This window comes from Streptomyces sp. NPDC086835 (assembly GCF_044745705.1).
Taxonomy (GTDB): domain Bacteria; phylum Actinomycetota; class Actinomycetes; order Streptomycetales; family Streptomycetaceae; genus Streptomyces.
In genome coordinates, this window is sequence record NZ_JBIVAU010000022.1 from 1 (window position 1) to 17,076 (window position 17,076).

At 71.5% G+C, this 17,076-nt stretch carries 13 protein-coding genes and 1 pseudogene; 10 read left to right on the forward strand and 4 right to left on the reverse strand.

All coding sequences use genetic code 11. The annotated features are described in order from the left end of the window. Nucleotides 1-534: 534 nt before the first annotated feature. A complete protein-coding gene (locus tag ACIPJI_RS35705; RefSeq protein ID WP_307705380.1) occupies nt 535-1,038 on the reverse strand; it encodes a hypothetical protein in 504 nt (167 codons plus the stop codon). Nucleotides 1,039-1,268: 230 nt separating this feature from the next. Here ACIPJI_RS35705 and fmt point away from each other — a divergent pair, with 230 nt between their 5' ends. Beyond that, the gene (gene fmt / locus ACIPJI_RS35710) at nt 1,269-2,213 is read left to right on the forward strand and encodes a methionyl-tRNA formyltransferase (RefSeq protein WP_356621254.1); all 945 of its coding nucleotides are present in this window, start codon (nt 1,269-1,271) and stop codon (nt 2,211-2,213) included. Nucleotides 2,214-2,247: 34 nt separating this feature from the next. Beyond that, nucleotides 2,248-3,681 carry an RsmB/NOP family class I SAM-dependent RNA methyltransferase gene (locus tag ACIPJI_RS35715; RefSeq protein ID WP_402251103.1) on the forward strand — a complete coding sequence of 478 codons (1,434 nt, stop codon included), beginning with the start codon at nt 2,248-2,250 and terminating at the stop codon, nt 3,679-3,681. A 25-nt stretch (nt 3,682-3,706) separates the two neighbouring features. On the opposite strand, the pseudogene ACIPJI_RS35720 reads toward ACIPJI_RS35715, so the two are convergent. Beyond that, nucleotides 3,707-5,853, reverse strand: a pseudogene (locus ACIPJI_RS35720) (MMPL family transporter). A gap of 137 nt (nt 5,854-5,990) precedes the next feature. On the opposite strand from ACIPJI_RS35720, the gene rpe reads away from it, so the two are divergent. From rpe to ACIPJI_RS35740, 4 genes are all read left to right on the forward strand, one after another. Next, nucleotides 5,991-6,677: a ribulose-phosphate 3-epimerase gene (rpe, locus tag ACIPJI_RS35725; RefSeq protein ID WP_356621257.1), complete on the forward strand. Its 687-nt coding sequence runs from the start codon at nt 5,991-5,993 to the stop codon at nt 6,675-6,677. A 110-nt stretch (nt 6,678-6,787) separates the two neighbouring features. Beyond that, complete coding sequence (locus tag ACIPJI_RS35730; protein WP_159693881.1) at nt 6,788-7,831, forward strand: sugar-binding transcriptional regulator; 1,044 nt, start codon at nt 6,788-6,790, stop codon at nt 7,829-7,831. A 172-nt stretch (nt 7,832-8,003) separates the two neighbouring features. Further along, on the forward strand, nt 8,004-9,446 hold the full coding sequence (locus ACIPJI_RS35735; protein ID WP_402251105.1) for a GuaB1 family IMP dehydrogenase-related protein: 1,443 nt from the start codon (nt 8,004-8,006) through the stop codon (nt 9,444-9,446). A gap of 141 nt (nt 9,447-9,587) precedes the next feature. After that, nucleotides 9,588-10,463, forward strand: a complete 876-nt coding sequence (locus tag ACIPJI_RS35740; RefSeq protein WP_402251107.1) for an RNA polymerase sigma factor SigF — start codon at nt 9,588-9,590, stop codon at nt 10,461-10,463. A 225-nt stretch (nt 10,464-10,688) separates the two neighbouring features. On the opposite strand, the gene ACIPJI_RS35745 is transcribed toward ACIPJI_RS35740, so the two are convergent. Then, entirely contained in the window at nt 10,689-11,090 is a 402-nt protein-coding gene (locus ACIPJI_RS35745; RefSeq protein ID WP_402251109.1) for an ATP-binding protein, read from the reverse strand. 365 nt (nt 11,091-11,455) lie between these two features. Between ACIPJI_RS35745 and ACIPJI_RS35750 the strand changes: the two genes are divergently transcribed. The 4 genes from ACIPJI_RS35750 (at nt 11,456) to ACIPJI_RS35765 (ending at nt 16,336) form a co-directional block, all read left to right on the forward strand. Beyond that, a complete protein-coding gene (locus ACIPJI_RS35750; RefSeq protein ID WP_402251110.1) occupies nt 11,456-12,910 on the forward strand; it encodes an amino acid permease in 1,455 nt (484 codons plus the stop codon). Nucleotides 12,911-13,004: 94 nt separating this feature from the next. Next, nucleotides 13,005-13,457, forward strand: a complete 453-nt coding sequence (locus ACIPJI_RS35755) for an Lrp/AsnC family transcriptional regulator (RefSeq protein WP_005319952.1) — start codon at nt 13,005-13,007, stop codon at nt 13,455-13,457. Nucleotides 13,458-13,752: 295 nt separating this feature from the next. Then, nucleotides 13,753-14,574 carry a carbon-nitrogen hydrolase family protein gene (locus ACIPJI_RS35760; protein WP_356621259.1) on the forward strand — a complete coding sequence of 274 codons (822 nt, stop codon included), beginning with the start codon at nt 13,753-13,755 and terminating at the stop codon, nt 14,572-14,574. A 64-nt stretch (nt 14,575-14,638) separates the two neighbouring features. Then, nucleotides 14,639-16,336 carry an NAD(P)/FAD-dependent oxidoreductase gene (locus ACIPJI_RS35765; RefSeq protein ID WP_307705372.1) on the forward strand — a complete coding sequence of 566 codons (1,698 nt, stop codon included), beginning with the start codon at nt 14,639-14,641 and terminating at the stop codon, nt 16,334-16,336. A 9-nt stretch (nt 16,337-16,345) separates the two neighbouring features. On the opposite strand, the gene ACIPJI_RS35770 is transcribed toward ACIPJI_RS35765, so the two are convergent. Continuing rightward, nucleotides 16,346-17,050 (reverse strand): DUF5995 family protein, encoded by a 705-nt coding sequence (locus tag ACIPJI_RS35770; protein ID WP_356621261.1) that lies wholly within the window; start codon nt 17,048-17,050, stop codon nt 16,346-16,348. Nucleotides 17,051-17,076 lie beyond the last annotated feature (26 nt).

Below are 17,076 nucleotides of genomic sequence, written 5' to 3' on the forward strand. Positions count from 1 at the left end.
GGAATGGCTGTCCTCACCGCGCTTCGCGCGAGTTGCGACGCTTTACTTCCGGACACCCCCCTCCTCCGACCCCGCCCCCCTCCCGCCGGTGGGGCCCGCTCCGGTCGCGTTGTTCCTGGTGGTTCTCGCCCTGAGGCCGGTAGCCGTCGGGGTCGGGCGGTGTTTGCGGCGCGAAGCCGCCGTTCGGGGGATGTGGGGGCGGCAGCCCCCACGGAACCCTCTTGGGGGAGGGCTGTCGTGAGCGCCCAAGGGGGCCGGGGCGTGCCCCGTCTTCGGGAAGGGCCGTGCCGCGAACGGGCTGTTCGGGGGGTGGCGGCGTCCGCCCCCGTGGGGGCCGGGGCTTGCCCCGGTTTCGGGAAGGGGCGGGGTGGGGGAAACGGCCCGCGCAGCGGCCCGGGCTGTCCGGGGGCGTCAGCCTCCACCGAATCTTGGGGTGTTGACGACAGCCCCCACGGGGGCCGGGGCCTGCCCCGGTTCGGGGGAGACCCTGACCCGGGGCCAGGGGCGCGTGGCCCCCGGTCCCGGTGTGGGGGGTCAGCCGTTGCGGGGGCCCGGGAAGGCGCTCGGGCGGGTGTCGCTCGGCTGCGGCGGCATCGAGCGGGCCGCCGGCACCGCCGGGACGGCGGACAGGCCCGGCGGCGGCAGCGTGCGCGTCGCGGCGCCCTCCGGCTCCGCCTGTGCCGCGGCAGCCTGCCGCCGCGAGCCGTAACGGCGGTGCACCGCCTGCTTGGTGACGCCGAGGGCCGAGCCGACCGCGTCCCAGGAGAAGCCGAGGGAGCGGTCGAAGTCCACGGCCGCGGTCACGAGGGTTTCGACGCTGTCCCGCAGTTCCTGCGCGAGGCGGACGGTCGGGGCGGGCGCCCTGCCGTAGACGACGAAGCCCGTGGACGGGCCGGAGCGGCGGGGGCGGTAGACGTTCCCCAGCTGGGCGGTGAGCGTGCGCAATGCGTCCACCTGCCGGCGGACCCGCTCGATGTCCCGCACCAGCAGATGCAGGCTGGCCCGGGCTTGGGCGTCGTGGGTTGCGTGGTCGGCCATTGACAAGCCTCTCGAACCGGCGGTTAAAAGGGGTCGGGTCGCGTCCGGGGCGGCCCGCTTCGGTCAATCTCTCTTGACCAACGCGCCGGTGGGTGGTCTGGTCACGCTTCGGGGCGTATGTGCCTGTGCGTGGGGCGCGCGGGCTCCCGTACGCCCCCTGCTGCCACGGCTCATAGACTGGTGTGCTGCTCGTCACCGCACGTCCCAGTCTGAGAGGCAGTCAGCCACCGATGAAGCTCGTCTTCGCAGGTACTCCCGAGGTCGCCGTCCCCGCCCTGGACGCCCTGATCGCCTCCGACCGGCACGAGGTCGCCGCCGTCGTCACCCGGCCCGACGCGCCCGCGGGCCGCGGGCGGCGGCTGGTCGCCAGCCCGGTCGCGGAGCGCGCCGCCGACGCCGGGATCGAGGTGCTCAAGCCGGCGAGGCCGCGCGACGAGGAGTTCCTCGCGCGGCTGCGGGAGATCGGCCCCGACTGCTGTCCCGTCGTCGCCTACGGCGCCCTGCTGCCCAAGGCGGCCCTCGATGTGCCCGCCCACGGCTGGGTGAACCTGCACTTCTCGCTGCTGCCCGCCTGGCGTGGCGCCGCCCCCGTGCAGCACGCGATTCTCGCCGGTGACGAGATGACCGGCGCGGCGACGTTCCGGATCGAGGAGGGGCTCGACACCGGGCCGGTCTACGGCGTGATCACGGAGCCCGTGCGCCCCACGGACACGAGCGGCGATCTGCTGACGCGGCTGGCCTTCGCCGGTGCGGGGCTGCTCGCGGCGACGATGGACGGCATCGAGGACGGGACCCTGCGGCCCGTGCCGCAGCCCGCGGAGGGCGTCACGCTGGCCCCGAAGATCACCGTCGAGGACGCCCACGTCGACTGGACCGCGCCCGCGCTGCGGGTCGACCGGGTCGTGCGGGGCTGCACTCCCGCGCCGGGCGCGTGGACGGCCTTCCGTGGCGAGCGCCTCAAGCTCGTCCAGGTCGCGCTGCTGCCCGACCGCAAGGACCTCGAACCGGGGGAGCTCGACGCCGGCAAGAACCATGTGCACGTGGGCACCGGGTCCCATGCCGTGGAGCTGTTGTGGGTCCAGCCGCAGGGCAAGAAGCCGATGCGTGCGGCGGACTGGGCGCGGGGTGTGCGGATCGCTCCTGGCGAGAGGGTCGGCGCGCCGGTCGTAGGCTGAGAGGGATCACGTTTCATCGAACGCGGAGCACCTTTTGAGTGAGCAGTCCCGTCACCGTCCCGCCAAGCCGTACCGCCGCCCCAAGAAGGACCCCGTGCGGATCCTCGCCTTCGAGGCGCTGCGGGCCGTCGACGAGAGGGACGCGTACGCCAATCTCGTCCTGCCGCCGCTGCTGAAGAAGGCGCGCGAGAAGGACGACTTCCACGGCCGGGACGCGGCGCTCGCGACGGAGCTCGTGTACGGGACGCTGCGCCGCCAGGGCACCTACGACGCGATCATCGCTGCCTGTATCGACCGGCCGCTGCGCGAGGTCGACCCGCCGGTGCTGGACGTCCTCGCGCTTGGCGCGCACCAGCTGCTGGGGACGCGCATCCCCACGCACGCGGCCGTCTCCGCGAGCGTGGAACTGGCGAGGGTGGTGCTCGGCGACGGGCGCGCGAAATTCGTGAACGCCGTGCTCCGCAAGATCTCGCAGCACGACATGGACGCCTGGCTGGAGCGGGTCGCCCCGCCCTACGACGAGGACGCGGAAGACCATCTGGCGGTCGTCCACTCACACCCCCGGTGGGTCGTCTCCGCCCTGTGGGACTCGCTCGGCGGCGGCCGCGCCGGCATCGAGGATCTGCTGGAGGCCGACAACGAGCGGCCCGAGGTGACGCTCGTGGCGCGGCCGGGGCGTTCGACCACCGGCGAGCTGACGGAGGTGCTGGGAGAGGACTCCGTCCTGCCCGGCCGCTGGTCCCCCTACGCCGTCCGGCTGGCCGAGGGCGGCGAGCCGGGCGCCATCGAGGCCGTGCGGGACGGACGCGCGGGCGTCCAGGACGAAGGCAGCCAGCTGGTGGCGATCGCCCTCGCCAACGCGCCGCTGGAAGGCAGCGACGAGCGCTGGCTCGACGGGTGCGCGGGGCCCGGTGGCAAGGCGGCGCTCCTCGGCGCGCTCGCGGCCGGTCGTGGCGCGTCCCTGCTGGCCTCCGAGAAGCAGCCGCACCGGGCCCGGCTGGTGGAGCGGGCACTCGCCGGCAATCCGGGGCCGTACCAGGTGGTCGCGGCCGACGGGACGCGCCCGCCGTGGCGTGAGGGCGTGTTCGACCGGGTGCTCGTCGACGTCCCGTGCTCGGGACTCGGCGCGCTGCGCCGCCGCCCCGAAGCCCGCTGGCGCCGCCGCCCCTCGGACCTCGAGGGCTTCGCCCCGCTCCAGCGGGAACTGCTGCGTGAGGCACTGAAGGCCGTACGGGTCGGCGGAGTGGTGGGGTACGCGACCTGTTCGCCGCATCTCGCCGAGACACGTGTCGTCGTGGAGGACGTCCTGCGCGGCCGCGGCGGCCCGGCCGTTGAGGCGGAGTGGGTGGACGCCCGCCCGCTGATGCCCGGCGTCCCGGCCCTCGGCGACGGCCCCGACGTGCAGCTGTGGCCGCATCTGCACGGCACGGACGCGATGTACCTGGCCCTGCTGCGGCGCACCGCCTGACTTCCCCGGCAGGCCCCAGGTCGGCTCACGGCCGTGGGGCCTGCCCGGCTTCCTCGCGGGACAGCCTGTGGGGCCACCACACCTTCGGGCCCACGTCCAGGAACAGCGACGTGACCAGCACGGAGCGGACGACGAAGGTGTCCAGCAGGACGCCCAGGGCCACCGCGAAGCCGATCTCGGCGAACGCGACCATGGGCAGCGTCCCGAGGGCGGCGAACGTACCCGCGAGGACCAGACCGGCCGAGGTGATCACTGCGCCGGTCGCGGCGAGGCCCGTGACCACGCCGGACGCGGTGCCCTGCCTGCGGGCCTCCTCACGGATACGGGTCGTGAGGAAGATGTTGTAGTCGATGCCCAGTGCCACCAGGAACACGAAGACGAACAGCGGGAAGTCCGTCGACTCGCCCGCGTAGTCGAAGAGGTACCGGAAGGCCAGTGCGCTCAGCCCCAGCGCGGCGGCGAACGACAGCACCACCGTGCCGATCAGCAGCAGCGGAGCGACCAGGGATCTCAGCAGCACCATCAGGATCAGCAGCACCACGAGCAGCACCAGCGGAATGATCAGGAAGTTGTCGTGGGTCGTCGCGGCGTCCATGTCGAGCAGCGCCGCCGTGCCACCGCCCACCTGCGCGTCCGCGTCGGGGACGGCGTGAACGGCGTCCCTGACCTTCTCGACGGTGTCCTTGGCGGCCTGGCTGTCGGCGGGGTCCTCCAGTGTGGCCTCGAAGAGCACCCGGCCTTCGTGCACGGGGGCGGTACCGGGCGGCAGCCCGAGCGATGTGGGCACCACACCGGGCGTCGCGGCCACCGCCTCGCCCACCTGACGGGCCTGCCCCCGTTGCTGATGACCACCAGAGGATCGCCGCTGCCTGCGGGGAAGTACCGGGCCTGCACCTCCTGGCCGGTGATCGAGTCGGGCTTGCCGGTGAAGGAATCGGCGTTGCTGATGCCCTCCGCCCGCAGCTGCGTGAGCCCCAGGGCGCACACCGCGAGAGCGACGGCCGTGCCGCCCCACACCGCTCGTGGCCGACGGGAGATCCGCCGTCCCGTACGGGCCCAGAAGCCGCGCTCGGTCGGCTCGGGAGAGCCCAGGTGCGGGACCACCGGCCAGAAGATCCAGCGGCCGAAGATCACCAGGAGCGCGGGGAACAGCGTCAGCATGGCGAACAGGGCGACGGCGACGCCGATGGCGGCGACGGGACCGAGACCGCGCGTGGAGTTCATCTCCGCGGCCATCAGCACCAGCATGCCGAGGACCACCGTCGCACCACTCGCGAGCACCGCCGGCCCCGCCCGGTGCAGGGCCAGCGCCATCGCCTCGTGCCGGTCCTCGTGGCGGCGCAGCTCCTCCCGGTAGCGTGCGACCAGCAACAGGGCGTAGTCCGTGCCCGCGCCGAACACGAGGACGGTCAGGATGCCCGCGCTCTGGCCGTTGACGGTCAGATCGGCATGCTCGGCCATCAGGTAGATGACGGCCTGAGCGGCGCCGAGGGCCGCGATCACCGAGAACAACGGGACCAGCAGCAGAGTCGGGCTGCGGTAGGTGATCAGCAGCATCACGATCACGACGGCCATCGCGGAGAACAGCAGCGTCGAATCGATGCCCTCGAAGGCCTCGGAGAAGTCGGCCGAGGTCCCGCCGGGCCCGGTGACGTGCACCGACAGGCCGTCGCCCCCCGTGCCCGTCTCTGCGCGGATCGAGTCGACGGCCGGGGCGATCCGCTCCCATCCCTCCTCGTCCATGGTGATCGGGACGAAGACCTGGGCGGCCCGCGGATCCGCCGGCCGGTCGAAGACCGGGCCGCGGGTCTCGGCGCCGCGCACGCCGTGGTCGCGCAGCTCCTTGACGGCCGCGACGTCCGCGCTGATCCGCTCCCGGTCGGCGGCCGTGAGACCGTCCTCGCGCGCGTAGACGACGATCGCGGGGATCACCTCGGGCCGGAAGTCCTCCGCCTCGGCCAGGACCTGGGTCGACTCGGCGCTGCCCGGCAGCCAGGAGGAGGCGTCGTTGTCCTGCGCGTCCGTGAGTTTCTGTGCCAGGGGGAAGGCCAGCACCATGACCGCGAGCCACAGGACCAGCACGATCCACTTGCTGCGCCGTCCGCAGACAAGATGCGCGATTCCTTTGCCGGCCGCCCCTGAAGGTGCCGTGTCCTGTTCCGCCTCCGCCATGACGCTCCCGTATCTGCCTCTGCGGGGGACCGAATCGCCGGAATTGCGGGGGGCTGGGCCGGTCCGGTGTGTCGTTGGTCCATACCGAGTGCCGTCCCGGGGATGGGAAGTGCCCAAGGACATGGCAGTCTTGGCGCATGGCCGTTCAGATCAACCCCAGTATCCTCTCCGCGGACTTCTCGCGCCTGGCGGAAGAGGCCAAGGCTGTCGAGGGTGCCGACTGGCTCCACGTCGACGTGATGGACAACCACTTCGTGCCCAACCTCACCTTGGGCGTGCCGGTCGTCGAGTCGCTCGCGAAGGCGACGGACACCCCACTGGACTGCCACCTGATGATCGAGGACCCCGACCGCTGGGCTCCCCAGTACATCGAGGCGGGGGCCGGGTCCGTCACCTTCCACGTGGAGGCCGCCGCCGCGCCCGTGCGGCTGGCCCGCGAGATCCGGGCGAAGGGCGCGCGGGCCTCGATGGCCCTCAGGCCGGCCACCCCGATCGAGCCGTACGAGGATCTGCTCCCCGAGCTCGACATGCTCCTGATCATGACCGTGGAGCCGGGCTTCGGCGGTCAGGCCTTCCTCGACATCATGCTGCCGAAGATCCGCCGCACCCGGGAGCTCATCTCCAAGCACGGCCTCGAGCTGTGGCTGCAGGTCGACGGCGGGGTGTCGGCGTCGACCATCGAGCAGTGCGCGGAGGCCGGCGCGGACGTGTTCGTGGCGGGCTCCGCGGTCTACGGCGCGGACGATCCGGCGGAGGCGGTGCGGAAACTTCGTGACCAGGCGGCGGCGGTGACCGCTTCCGCGGCCTGGGCGTGCGGGCACTGAAACGTGCCCGCGCTTGTTCAACCGATGTTGGCCCGGCAGGGCTGATCAAGGGCGCACGGATCTGACAGGATGGCGGATCCGGAGTGTGTACAGCGGCAAGTTTGTACGGCATGAACAGCAGTGAGGAGATCGCGGTGTCTGCTAGGTCGGCGGGACGGTCTGCCCTGCGGATGGGGCCCGCTGAGCTTGTGCAGGCGGCGGCCATGGCCCGTCGCTTCTACCTCGAGGGCAAGTCCAAGATCCAGATCGCCGAGGAGTTCGGCGTCAGCCGCTTCAAGGTCGCCAGGGTCCTGGAGACCGCTCTCGAGCGTGATCTCGTCCGCATCGAGATCCGCGTCCCCGCCGAGCTGGACGCCGAGCGTTCCGACGCGCTGCGCGCCCACTTCGGGCTGCGGCACGCGGTCGTCGTCGAGTCGCCCTCGGAGGGCGCGGACGAGTCGCCCGACCCGGAGAACCTGGGCGAGGTCGCCGCCGATCTGCTCGGCGAGCTGGTGGCCGAGGGCGATGTGCTGGGACTGGCGTGGGGCCGGTCCACCATTCACATGGCCGCGGCCCTCGACCGGCTGCCGCCGTGCACCGTCGTCCAGCTCACCGGCGTGTACGACGCGGGCACCGCGGAGCGCGGCTCCGTCGAGGCGGTACGAAGAGCGGCACAGGTGTCCGGCGGCGAGGCCCACCCCATCTACGCCCCGATGCTGCTGCCCGACCCCGCGACGGCGGCGGCGCTGCGCCACCAGACGGGCATCGCGCGGGCCTTCGACTACTTCGACAAGGTCACCGTCGCCTGTGTCTCGATCGGCTCCTGGGAGCCCGGCATCTCCACCGTCCACGACATGCTCTCCGACGAGGAGCGGGCCCACTACGCCTCCCTCGGTGTGGCCGCCGAGATGTCCGCCCACCTCTTCGACACCCAGGGCCGCCGGGTCGGCCGCGACCTGGGAGAGCGCTGCATCACCGTCGAGGCCGACCGGCTGCGCCGCATTCCCGAGGTCGTGGCCATCGCGGGCGGCCCCCGCAAGGCGGAGGCGATCGGGGCCGTGCTCCGTTCCGGTCTGGTCACCAGCCTCGTGACGGACACGGCGGCGGCCGACCTGCTGCTGACCGCGGCGCCCGGTCCGCGCCCGGCGCTGGAGCGCGCCGACCCGGACGACTGAGCGGGAGCGGGCCCTGCCGACGCCTTGGTGCGATCGCACCAAGACACCCCTTCTGACCTGGACGATTGTCCTGAGCCGTTCCGGGGTCCCGGCATGGGAGACTGAAGTACGTGCGATTTCCTCCGGCCGCATCGCCGGGGGGCCGACTCCGATCGACTGGGATGTTAAGCACGTGCGTTTCCTCAACGACATCAAGCCGCCGTACGACCTGACGTACGACGATGTGTTCATGGTGCCGAGCCGCTCGGCCGTCGGTTCGCGGCAGGGCGTGGACCTCTCCTCCCCGGACGGGACCGGAACGACGGTGCCGCTGGTCGTGGCCAACATGACCGCCATCGCCGGTCGCCGGATGGCCGAGACCGTCGCCCGCCGCGGCGGCCTCGTCGTCATCCCCCAGGACATTCCGATCGACGTCGTCACCGACGTCATCGCCTGGGTGAAGACCCGCCACCACGTGCTGGACACCCCGATCGTGCTGGTCCCGCACCAGACCGTCGCCGATGCCCTGTCCCTGCTGCCGAAGCGGGCGCACGGCGCGGGCGTCGTCGTGGACGAGGACCGCCGGCCCGTCGGCATCGTCACCGACCACGACCTGGCCGGGGTCGACCGGTTCACCCAGCTGTCCGAGGTCATGTCGAAGGACCTGCTGCTCCTCGACGCGGACATCGACCCCCGCGAGGCGTTCAACACCCTCGACGGCGCCAACCGGCGCTACGCGCCCGCCGTGGACGGCTCCGGCAGGCTCGCCGGTGTGCTGACCCGCAAGGGCGCCCTGCGCGCGACGCTGTACACCCCCGCGGTCGACGCCGCCGGCCGGCTGCGGATCGCCGCTGCCGTCGGCATCAACGGCGATGTGGCGGGCAAGGCCAAGCAGCTGCTCGACGCGGGCGTCGACACGCTGGTCGTCGACACCGCGCACGGCCACCAGGAGTCGATGATCAGCGCCGTCAAGGCCGTTCGCGCCCTCGACCCGCAGGTCCCGATCGTGGCGGGCAACGTCGTCGCGGCGGAAGGCGTGCGCGACCTGATCGAGGCCGGCGCGGACATCGTCAAGGTCGGTGTGGGCCCCGGCGCCATGTGCACCACCCGCATGATGACCGGTGTGGGCCGGCCGCAGTTCTCGGCCGTCCTGGAATGCGCCGCGGAGGCGAAGAAGTTCGGCAAGCACGTCTGGGCGGACGGCGGTGTCCGCCACCCCCGTGACGTGGCGATGGCGCTGGCCGCGGGTGCGTCCAACGTCATGATCGGCTCGTGGTTCGCCGGCACGTACGAGTCCCCGGGCGACCTTCAGCAGGCCCCCGACGGGCGGTTCTACAAGGAGTCCTTCGGTATGGCGTCGAAGCGCGCCGTGCGCAACCGCACCAGCGAGGAGTCCGCGTACGACCGTGCACGTAAGGGCCTGTTCGAAGAGGGGATCTCGCACTCGCGGATGTTCCTCGACGCGAGCCGTCCGGGCGTCGAGGACCTGATCGACTCGATCATCGCGGGCGTCCGCTCCTCGTGCACGTACGCCGGGGCGGGCTCCCTGGAGGAGTTCGCGGAGAAGGCGATCGTCGGAATCCAGAGCGCCGCCGGTTACGCCGAGGGCAAGCCCCTGCACGCCAGCTGGAACTGACCCGCAGTCATATGGTCCGGCCCCCGAGGAAGTGGGGGGCCGGACCATGTCAGTTTTCAGCCAACTCGACTTTGTAGGCATGTGGTGCGGAGTCGGGGGTAGACGCGCTCTCGCACTGACATCGGAGCAGGGGAGGACGAAGTGTCCACGGCGAGCACGGTCCCGACCGAACTCACGCAGCCTGAAGCGCAGCGCCCGGAAATCCTGGAGCTGGGGCTTCCGGAAGTGGAGAACCCGGGGGAGGTTGCACCCAAGGACGCACGTGAGATCTCGAAGACGTTCTTCGTGCGGCTGGCCTCTCTTGAGGAGGGCACCCACGAATACCAATACGTGCGCAACACCCTGATCGAGCTCAACCTGGCTCTCGTGAAGTACGCCGCGGGCCGGTTCCGCAATCGCGCGGAGCAGATGGAGGACATCATCCAGGTCGGCACGATCGGCCTGATCAAGGCGATCGACCGCTTCGAGCTGAGCCGTGAGGTGGAGTTCGCGACGTTCGCCGTGCCCTACATCATCGGTGAGATCAAGCGCTTCTTCCGCGACACCAGCTGGGCCGTGCATGTCCCGCGGCGGCTTCAGGAACTGAGGATCGACCTCGCCAAGGCCGTCGACGAGCTCTCGCAGAAGCTCGACCACGCACCCACCACGGCCGAACTCGCGGAACACCTCGGGATGGACGAGGAAGAGATCATCGAGGGTGTGGTCGCGAGCAACGGCTACACGGCCGGTTCGATCGACATGCCGATGGACGACGCCTCCGACCACGGGGCCGTGCCGCTGTCCGACCGGCTGGGCGCACCGGACGCCGAGCTGGAGATCGCGGAGAACGTGCAGGCGCTCAAGCCGCTGATCCAGGAGCTCGACGAGCGCGACCGGCGGATCCTGCAGATGCGGTTCGGCGAGGAGATGACGCAGTCGGAGATCGGCGCGGAGCTCGGTGTCTCGCAGATGCATGTCTCCCGGCTGCTGTCGCGGATCACCGCGCGTCTGCGTGAAGGGCTGCTCGTCGTGGAGTGACCCCTGCGGGACCGGCGGGCGGCCGTGGCCGCCCGCCGTGGACCGCGCCTGTGCCCGGGACCCTCGAAGGCCCGGGCCCGTCGAGAGAGCGGAGCCCCCCCACGGGCAGAAGCGGCGTCCTGCCCGTCAGGACGCCGCTTCTGTTTCCGGTCAGTCGTGCGCGTCCGGTCCGTCCTGCGTGACGGCCTCAGGCCCGGTCGGCGGCGGGCACGGGAGGGAGCGAGGTCAGCAGTCGGCCGTGGCGGGGCGCGCCCAGGTCGCCAGGATGCTCTTGCCGTAGGGGAACTGACGGACCTCCACGCGGCCGGCGAGCCGCTGCACCATGTGCCATCCGAAGCCGCCGCCGCCCGCGAGGTCCGGCTGCCGGGGGACCGGGGGCAGGGGGCTGGAGTCGTCCATCTGGACGACCAGGGTGTCGTGTCCGACCGTCAGACGCAGCCGCCACCAGCCGGCGGTGTGGCGCACGGCGTTGGTGACGAGCTCGGAGACGACCAGCAGCACCGCGTCGGCGTCGGCCCACGCGCAGTGCTGCAGCAGGAAGTCCGCGGTGGCCGTACGGGCGCCCGCACTGTGCCTGCTCTCCTGGTGGGGCGATTCCTCGATCACCACCTGCGGCTGTGTGTTCATCACCGCTCGCATACCCAGAAGTGGCGCGAGTATCAACCCCGCGCACCGGTATCTCGCACGACGACGGGAGCGCCGGGTTTCCCACGGTTCGGGGCGCGGTCCGGCGGAGGCGGTCATGACACTCCTGTTTCACCGGAGCGCAATGTTTCCCCGTGGCTCCCGTCAGCGCGCAATGATCGGCCGCTGATGCGCAACAACGGTGCATTACGGCTGTGAGCAGCGGACTCGTAGGCTCGACCCCCGTACCAGGAGTGGCGGTGACCGTCTGCTCGGCGGTCCCCCACCCATGCGCGGGCTTCTTCTGCCTGCCTGCGGGCCGCCGTCGGGCCGCCCCGCCGAGCCGCAGCGATGAAGGAGCCAACGACGTGCTGGACCAAGGCGCAGCGCCACCGACGACCGAGCCGTCGAACGGAAGGGGCCGGGGAACCGGCGCCCGGCTGATGAGAAGGAAGCCGGTCGAGCGGCTGGTCGCGGAAGGCGGGCAGGGCGAGGGCGGTGCGCTGCGCCGCTCGCTGTCCATGTGGCAGCTGACCATGATCAGCATCGGTGCCACGCTCGGCACCGGCATCTTCGTCGTACTCGGCGAGGCGGTGCCCGAGGCGGGTCCCGCCGTCACCGTCTCGTTCGTGATCGCCGGTCTGACCGCGCTCTTCTCGGCGCTCTCGTACGCGGAGCTGGCCGGCACCATCCCGGTCTCCGGATCGTCCTACTCGTACGCCTACGCCACGATGGGCGAGCTCGTCGCCTGGGTGTGCGGCTGGTGTCTCATCCTCGAGTACGGGGTCTCCGTCGCCGCCGTGGCGGTCGGCTGGGGCGAGTACCTCAACGAACTCCTCGCCGGCACCATCGGCGTCACCATCCCGGCGGCCCTGTCGGCGCCGCCCGGCGACGGCGGGTTCTTCAACCTGCCCGCCCTCCTCGTGGTGCTGCTCGCCATGGTGTTCCTGCTCGGCGGGGCCCGCGAGAGCGCCCGCGCCAACACCGTCATGGTCGTGGTGAAGATCGCCGCTCTGGTGCTGTTCTGCGCCGTCGGGGTCCAGGGCTTCCGCAGCGGCAACTACGAGAACTTCATGCCGCTGGGCATGGCGGGCGTCAGCGCCGCCGGAGCGTCGCTGTTCTTCTCGTACATCGGTTTCGACGCCGCCTCCACGGCCGGCGAGGAGGCCAAGAACCCTCAGCGTGACCTGCCGCGCGCCATCATGCTGTCCCTGCTGATCGTCACCGCGCTGTACGTGCTGGTCGCCGCCGTCGCCGTCGGCGCCCGCCCCTGGAAGGGCTTCGGCGAGTCCGAGGCCGCACTCGCCGGGATCATGGAGGACGTCACCGGGCAGAGCTTCTGGGCCGTGCTGCTCGCCGCGGGCGCCGTCATCGCCATCGCCAGCGTCGTGCTGACGGTGCTGTACGGGCAGACCCGCATCCTGTTCGCCATGTCGCGCGACGGCCTGGTGCCCAAGGTGTTCTCCCGGGTGCACGCCAAGAGCGGCGCGCCCCGGGCCAACACGGTGATCGTGTCGCTGTTCTGCGGCGTGCTCGCCGCCGCCGTGCCGCTGGGCCGGCTGGCCGACGCCACGAGCATCGGAACCCTGTTCGCGTTCGCGCTGGTCAACGTGGCCGTCGTCGTATTGCGCCGGACCCGTCCGGACATGAAGCGGACCTTCCGGGTGCCGCTGTCGCCGCTCTTCCCGGTGATCGGCTTCGGGTTCTGCGTGTGGATGATGCTCAGCCTCGACACCATCACCTGGATCGTGTTCGGGGTCTGGATGGCGGTGGGCCTTGCCGTCTACTTCGGCTACGGCATGCGCAGGTCCGCACTGCGGTGAGGCCGCGCCAGGGGCACGCGCCCGTATCCCTGATGGATACTGTCTTGACCAGGGAGCCGCTGCTCCCCGGCACGGACCGAGCATGGTGTGAAAGTTGCTGAACGACCTCGACGAGCGCATCGTCCATGCCCTGGCGGAGGACGCCCGCCGCTCCTACGCGGACATCGGCTCGATGGTGGGGCTCTCCGCCCCGGCGGTGAAACGACGGGTGGACCGGCTGCGCGCCGAAGGCGCCATCACCGGTTTCACCGTGCGGGTCGACCCCAAGGCGCTCGGCTGGGCCACCGAAGGGTTCATCGAGATCTTCTGCAGCCGCAACACCTCTCCCGAGGCGATCGAGCGCGGTCTCAAGCGCTACCCGGAGATCGCGTCCGCCTCCACCGTCACCGGTGAGGCGGACGCGATCGTCCAGGTCTTCGCCTCCGACATGCGCCACTTCGAGCGGGTGCTCGAACGCATCGCGGGGGAGCCGTTCGTGGAGCGCACCAAGTCGGTCCTGGTGCTCTCCCCGCTGCTGCGGCGGTTCTCCTCCGGCGCTCCCGCGTAGCGCCCCACGGCCGCTCGGGGCGGCCCCGCTTCCCGGGGCCGCCCCGTCCGCGCGATCCCGCTGGTGAGCGCGGTGCCGGGGGACACCCCGGGGGTGACCGGAGAGCGACGCACGGTGGCCCGTCGGGGCGTCCCGCCGGACGGGCCACTGGCCGCGCAACGAATCGCCGGCTTGGGCCGGAACGACGCAACACATCGACCGTCCGCGCGCAACGCTCGCGCCTTGTCCCGGCCGATCGCCGGACCGTACCGTCATAGACGTCTCCCGTTCACCCGTCCCATGCCCGAGGTCACCCATGCCCCTGCGCACCGCCCTGCTCCAGAGTTCCGGCCGTCCGGGCTCGGTCGCGGAGAACCTGAAGGTGCTCGACGAGGCCGCGGGCCGGGCCGCCGAGGCCGGTGCGGGGCTGCTCGTCTGCCCCGAGATGTTCCTCACCGGATACGCCATCGGCGACGACGTGCCGATGCTGGCCGAGCGCGCGGACGGGCCCGGCGCGCTCGCCGTCGCCGACATCGCCGTGCGCCACGGCATCGCGGTGCTCTACGGCTACCCCGAGCGGGCGGACGAGGGCAGCGGCACGGCCGGCGACACGGGCACGATCCACAACTCCGCCCAGCTGATCGACGCGTCCGGGCAGCGCCTCGCGAACTACCGCAAGACGCACCTCTTCGGCTGCTTCGAGCAGCGGTGGTTCACCCCGGGCGAGGAGACCGTCGTCCAGGCCGAGCTCGACGGCATCCGCGTCGGCATGCTGATCTGCTACGACGTGGAGTTCCCCGAGAACGTCCGCGCCCACGCCCTGGCCGGCACCGACCTGCTGCTGGTCCCCACCGCGCAGATGCACCCCTTCCAGTTCGTCGCCGAATCGCTGGTCCCGGTCCGCGCCTTCGAGAGCCAGATGTACGTCGCGTACGTCAACAGGACCGGCCCGGAAGGCGAGTTCGAGTTCGTCGGTCTCAGCTGCCTCGCCGCCCCCGACGGGACGGTGCGCACCCGCGCCGGCCGCGGGGAGGAGCTCGTCATCGGCGAGGTCGACCCCGAGCTGCTCAGCGCGTCGCGCGAGAACAACCCGTACCTGCGTGACCGGCGGCCGGGCCTGTACGGCTCGCTGACCTGACGCCCGCCGGCCCCCGCCTCACCGCCCCACCGCTTCGCCTTTCCCCGCAAGGAGTCCGTACCCCATGACGTCCACGGTGCCCACCACCGCCGTCCAGCACAGCGACGCGCAGCCGCCGATCACCATGTTCGGTCCGGACTTCCCCTACGCCTACGACGACTTCCTGGCGCACCCCGCGGGCCTCGGCCAGATACCGGCGACCGAGCACGGCGCCGAGGTCGCGGTCATCGGCGGCGGCCTCTCCGGCATCGTCGCCGCGTACGAGCTGATGAAGATGGGCCTGAAGCCCGTCGTCTACGAGGCCGACCAGATCGGCGGCCGGCTGCGCACCGTCGGCTTCGAGGGAACCGGCACGGACGAGCTGACCGCCGAGATGGGCGCGATGCGCTTCCCGCCCTCCTCCACCGCGCTCCAGCACTACATCGACCTCGTCGGCCTGACCACCCGGCCGTTCCCCAACCCGCTCGCCCCCTCCACGCCGTCGACCGTCGTCGACCTCAAGGGCGAGTCGCACTACGCGGAGACCATCGACGACCTGCCGCAGGTCTACCGCGACGTGATGAACGCCTGGAACGCCTGTCTGGAGGAGGGCGCCGACTTCTCCGACATGAACCAGGCCATGCGTGAGCGCGACGTCCCGCGCATCCGCGAGATCTGGGCCAAGCTCGTCGAGAAGCTCGACAACCAGACCTTCTACGGCTTCCTGTGCGACTCGGAGGCCTTCAAGTCCTTCCGGCACCGGGAGATCTTCGGACAGGTCGGCTTCGGCACCGGCGGCTGGGACACCGACTTCCCCAACTCCATCCTGGAGATCCTGCGGGTCGTCTACTCGGAGGCCGACGACCACCACCGCGGCATCGTCGAGGGCAGCCAGCAGCTGCCGCTGCGCCTGTGGGAGCGTGAGCCGCAGAAGATCGTCCACTGGCCGCTCGGCACCTCGCTGTCCTCGCTGCACGACGGCGCCCCCCGCCCGGCGGTGACGCGGCTGTCCCGCACGGCGGGCAACCGCATCACGGTCACCGACGCGGCCGGCGACATCCGCACCTACCGGGCGGCGATCTTCACCGCCCAGTCGTGGATGCTGCTGTCCAAGATCGCCTGTGACGACGCGCTGTTCCCCATCGACCACTGGACGGCGATGGAGCGCACCCACTACATGGAGTCCTCCAAGCTGTTCGTGCCGGTGGACCGGCCGTTCTGGCTGGACAAGGACGAGGTGACCGGGCGCGACACCATGTCGATGACGCTGACCGACCGGATGACCCGCGGCACGTACCTGCTGGACAACGGCCCGGACAAGCCGGCTGTCATCTGCCTCTCCTACACCTGGTGCGACGACAGCCTGAAGTGGCTGCCGCTGTCCGCGAACGAGCGGATGGAGGTCATGCTGAAGTCGCTCGGCGAGATCTACCCGAACGTCGACATCCGCAGCCACATCATCGGCAACCCGGTGACCGTGTCGTGGGAGAACGAGCCGTACTTCATGGGCGCGTTCAAGGCCAACCTGCCCGGCCACTACCGCTACCAGCGCCGGCTGTTCACCCACTTCATGCAGGACCGGCTGCCCGAGGACAAGCGCGGCATCTTCCTCGCCGGCGACGACATCTCGTGGACGGCGGGCTGGGCCGAGGGCGCCGTGCAGACCGCGCTCAACGCCGTGTGGGGCGTGATGGCCCACTTCGGCGGCGCGACGGATCCGTCCAACCCGGGCCCGGGCGACCTCTACGACGAGATCGCGCCGGTCGAGCTGCCGGAGGACTGAGGCCCGGCCTCAGCGCCAGGGCGTCAGCAGACAGCGCCCGACCAGGCCGACACCGGCGTCCAGACGCTCGGTGAACTCCTCGGCCAGGTCGGGCAGGTCCCGCAGTCCCCACAGAAGCCGGGCCGCCGACCAGGCGCTGTCGCGGGCCCGTTCGAGGCTCCACGCGCCGACCAGATGGGTCAGCGGATCGGCGATCTCGAGCAGGTCGGGGCCGGGCATCAGGTCCTCGCGGATGTGCTCCTCCAACTGCACGAGGATGTCGCCGACACGGTCGAACCCGCTTTCCAGGTCGGCCGGTTCACGGCCGAGTGCACGGCAGGTGTCCACGACGGCGAGGGCCAGGTCGTGCCCGATGTGGGCGTTGATGCCGGCAAGCGCGAACTGCAGCGGCCGCACGCCGGGATGGCGGCGGTACTGGAACAACGGCCGCCAGCACGCGGGCGGCCGCCGGCCTTCGGCCGCTTCGTCCACGGCCGCCAGATAGCGGCGGGCGAAGAGCACGGCGAGCGTGTCGGCGGCCGGCCGGTCGGAGAAGTGCCCGGCCTCGGCGTACCGGCCGAATTCCTCCGTGACCGCCAGGTACACCCGGTTGAACACCGCGAGCCCGTCGCCCGGGGGCAGGGCGGAACGCAGCGACCGCATCCGCTCCACCACGGACCCGACCGGGGAAGGACCGTGGGCCGCCCGCATCGCGAACTGTTCCGTCTGCGCCATGGGGGCAGGGTCCCAGCCCCGGGCCC

Excerpts from the sequence above, each read along its gene's own strand:
- ACIPJI_RS35730 (WP_159693881.1), top strand. The coding sequence starts at position 6,788 with ATGAACAGCAGTGAGGAGATCGCGGTGTCTGCTAGGTCGGCGGGACGG.
- rpe (WP_356621257.1), top strand. The coding sequence starts at position 5,991 with ATGGCCGTTCAGATCAACCCCAGTATCCTCTCCGCGGACTTCTCGCGC.
- ACIPJI_RS35760 (WP_356621259.1), top strand. The coding sequence starts at position 13,753 with ATGCCCCTGCGCACCGCCCTGCTCCAGAGTTCCGGCCGTCCGGGCTCG.
- fmt (WP_356621254.1), top strand. The coding sequence starts at position 1,269 with ATGAAGCTCGTCTTCGCAGGTACTCCCGAGGTCGCCGTCCCCGCCCTG.
- ACIPJI_RS35745 (WP_402251109.1), bottom strand. The coding sequence starts at position 11,090 with ATGAACACACAGCCGCAGGTGGTGATCGAGGAATCGCCCCACCAGGAG.
- ACIPJI_RS35705 (WP_307705380.1), bottom strand. The coding sequence starts at position 1,038 with ATGGCCGACCACGCAACCCACGACGCCCAAGCCCGGGCCAGCCTGCAT.
- ACIPJI_RS35770 (WP_356621261.1), bottom strand. The coding sequence starts at position 17,050 with ATGGCGCAGACGGAACAGTTCGCGATGCGGGCGGCCCACGGTCCTTCC.
- ACIPJI_RS35765 (WP_307705372.1), top strand. The coding sequence starts at position 14,639 with ATGACGTCCACGGTGCCCACCACCGCCGTCCAGCACAGCGACGCGCAG.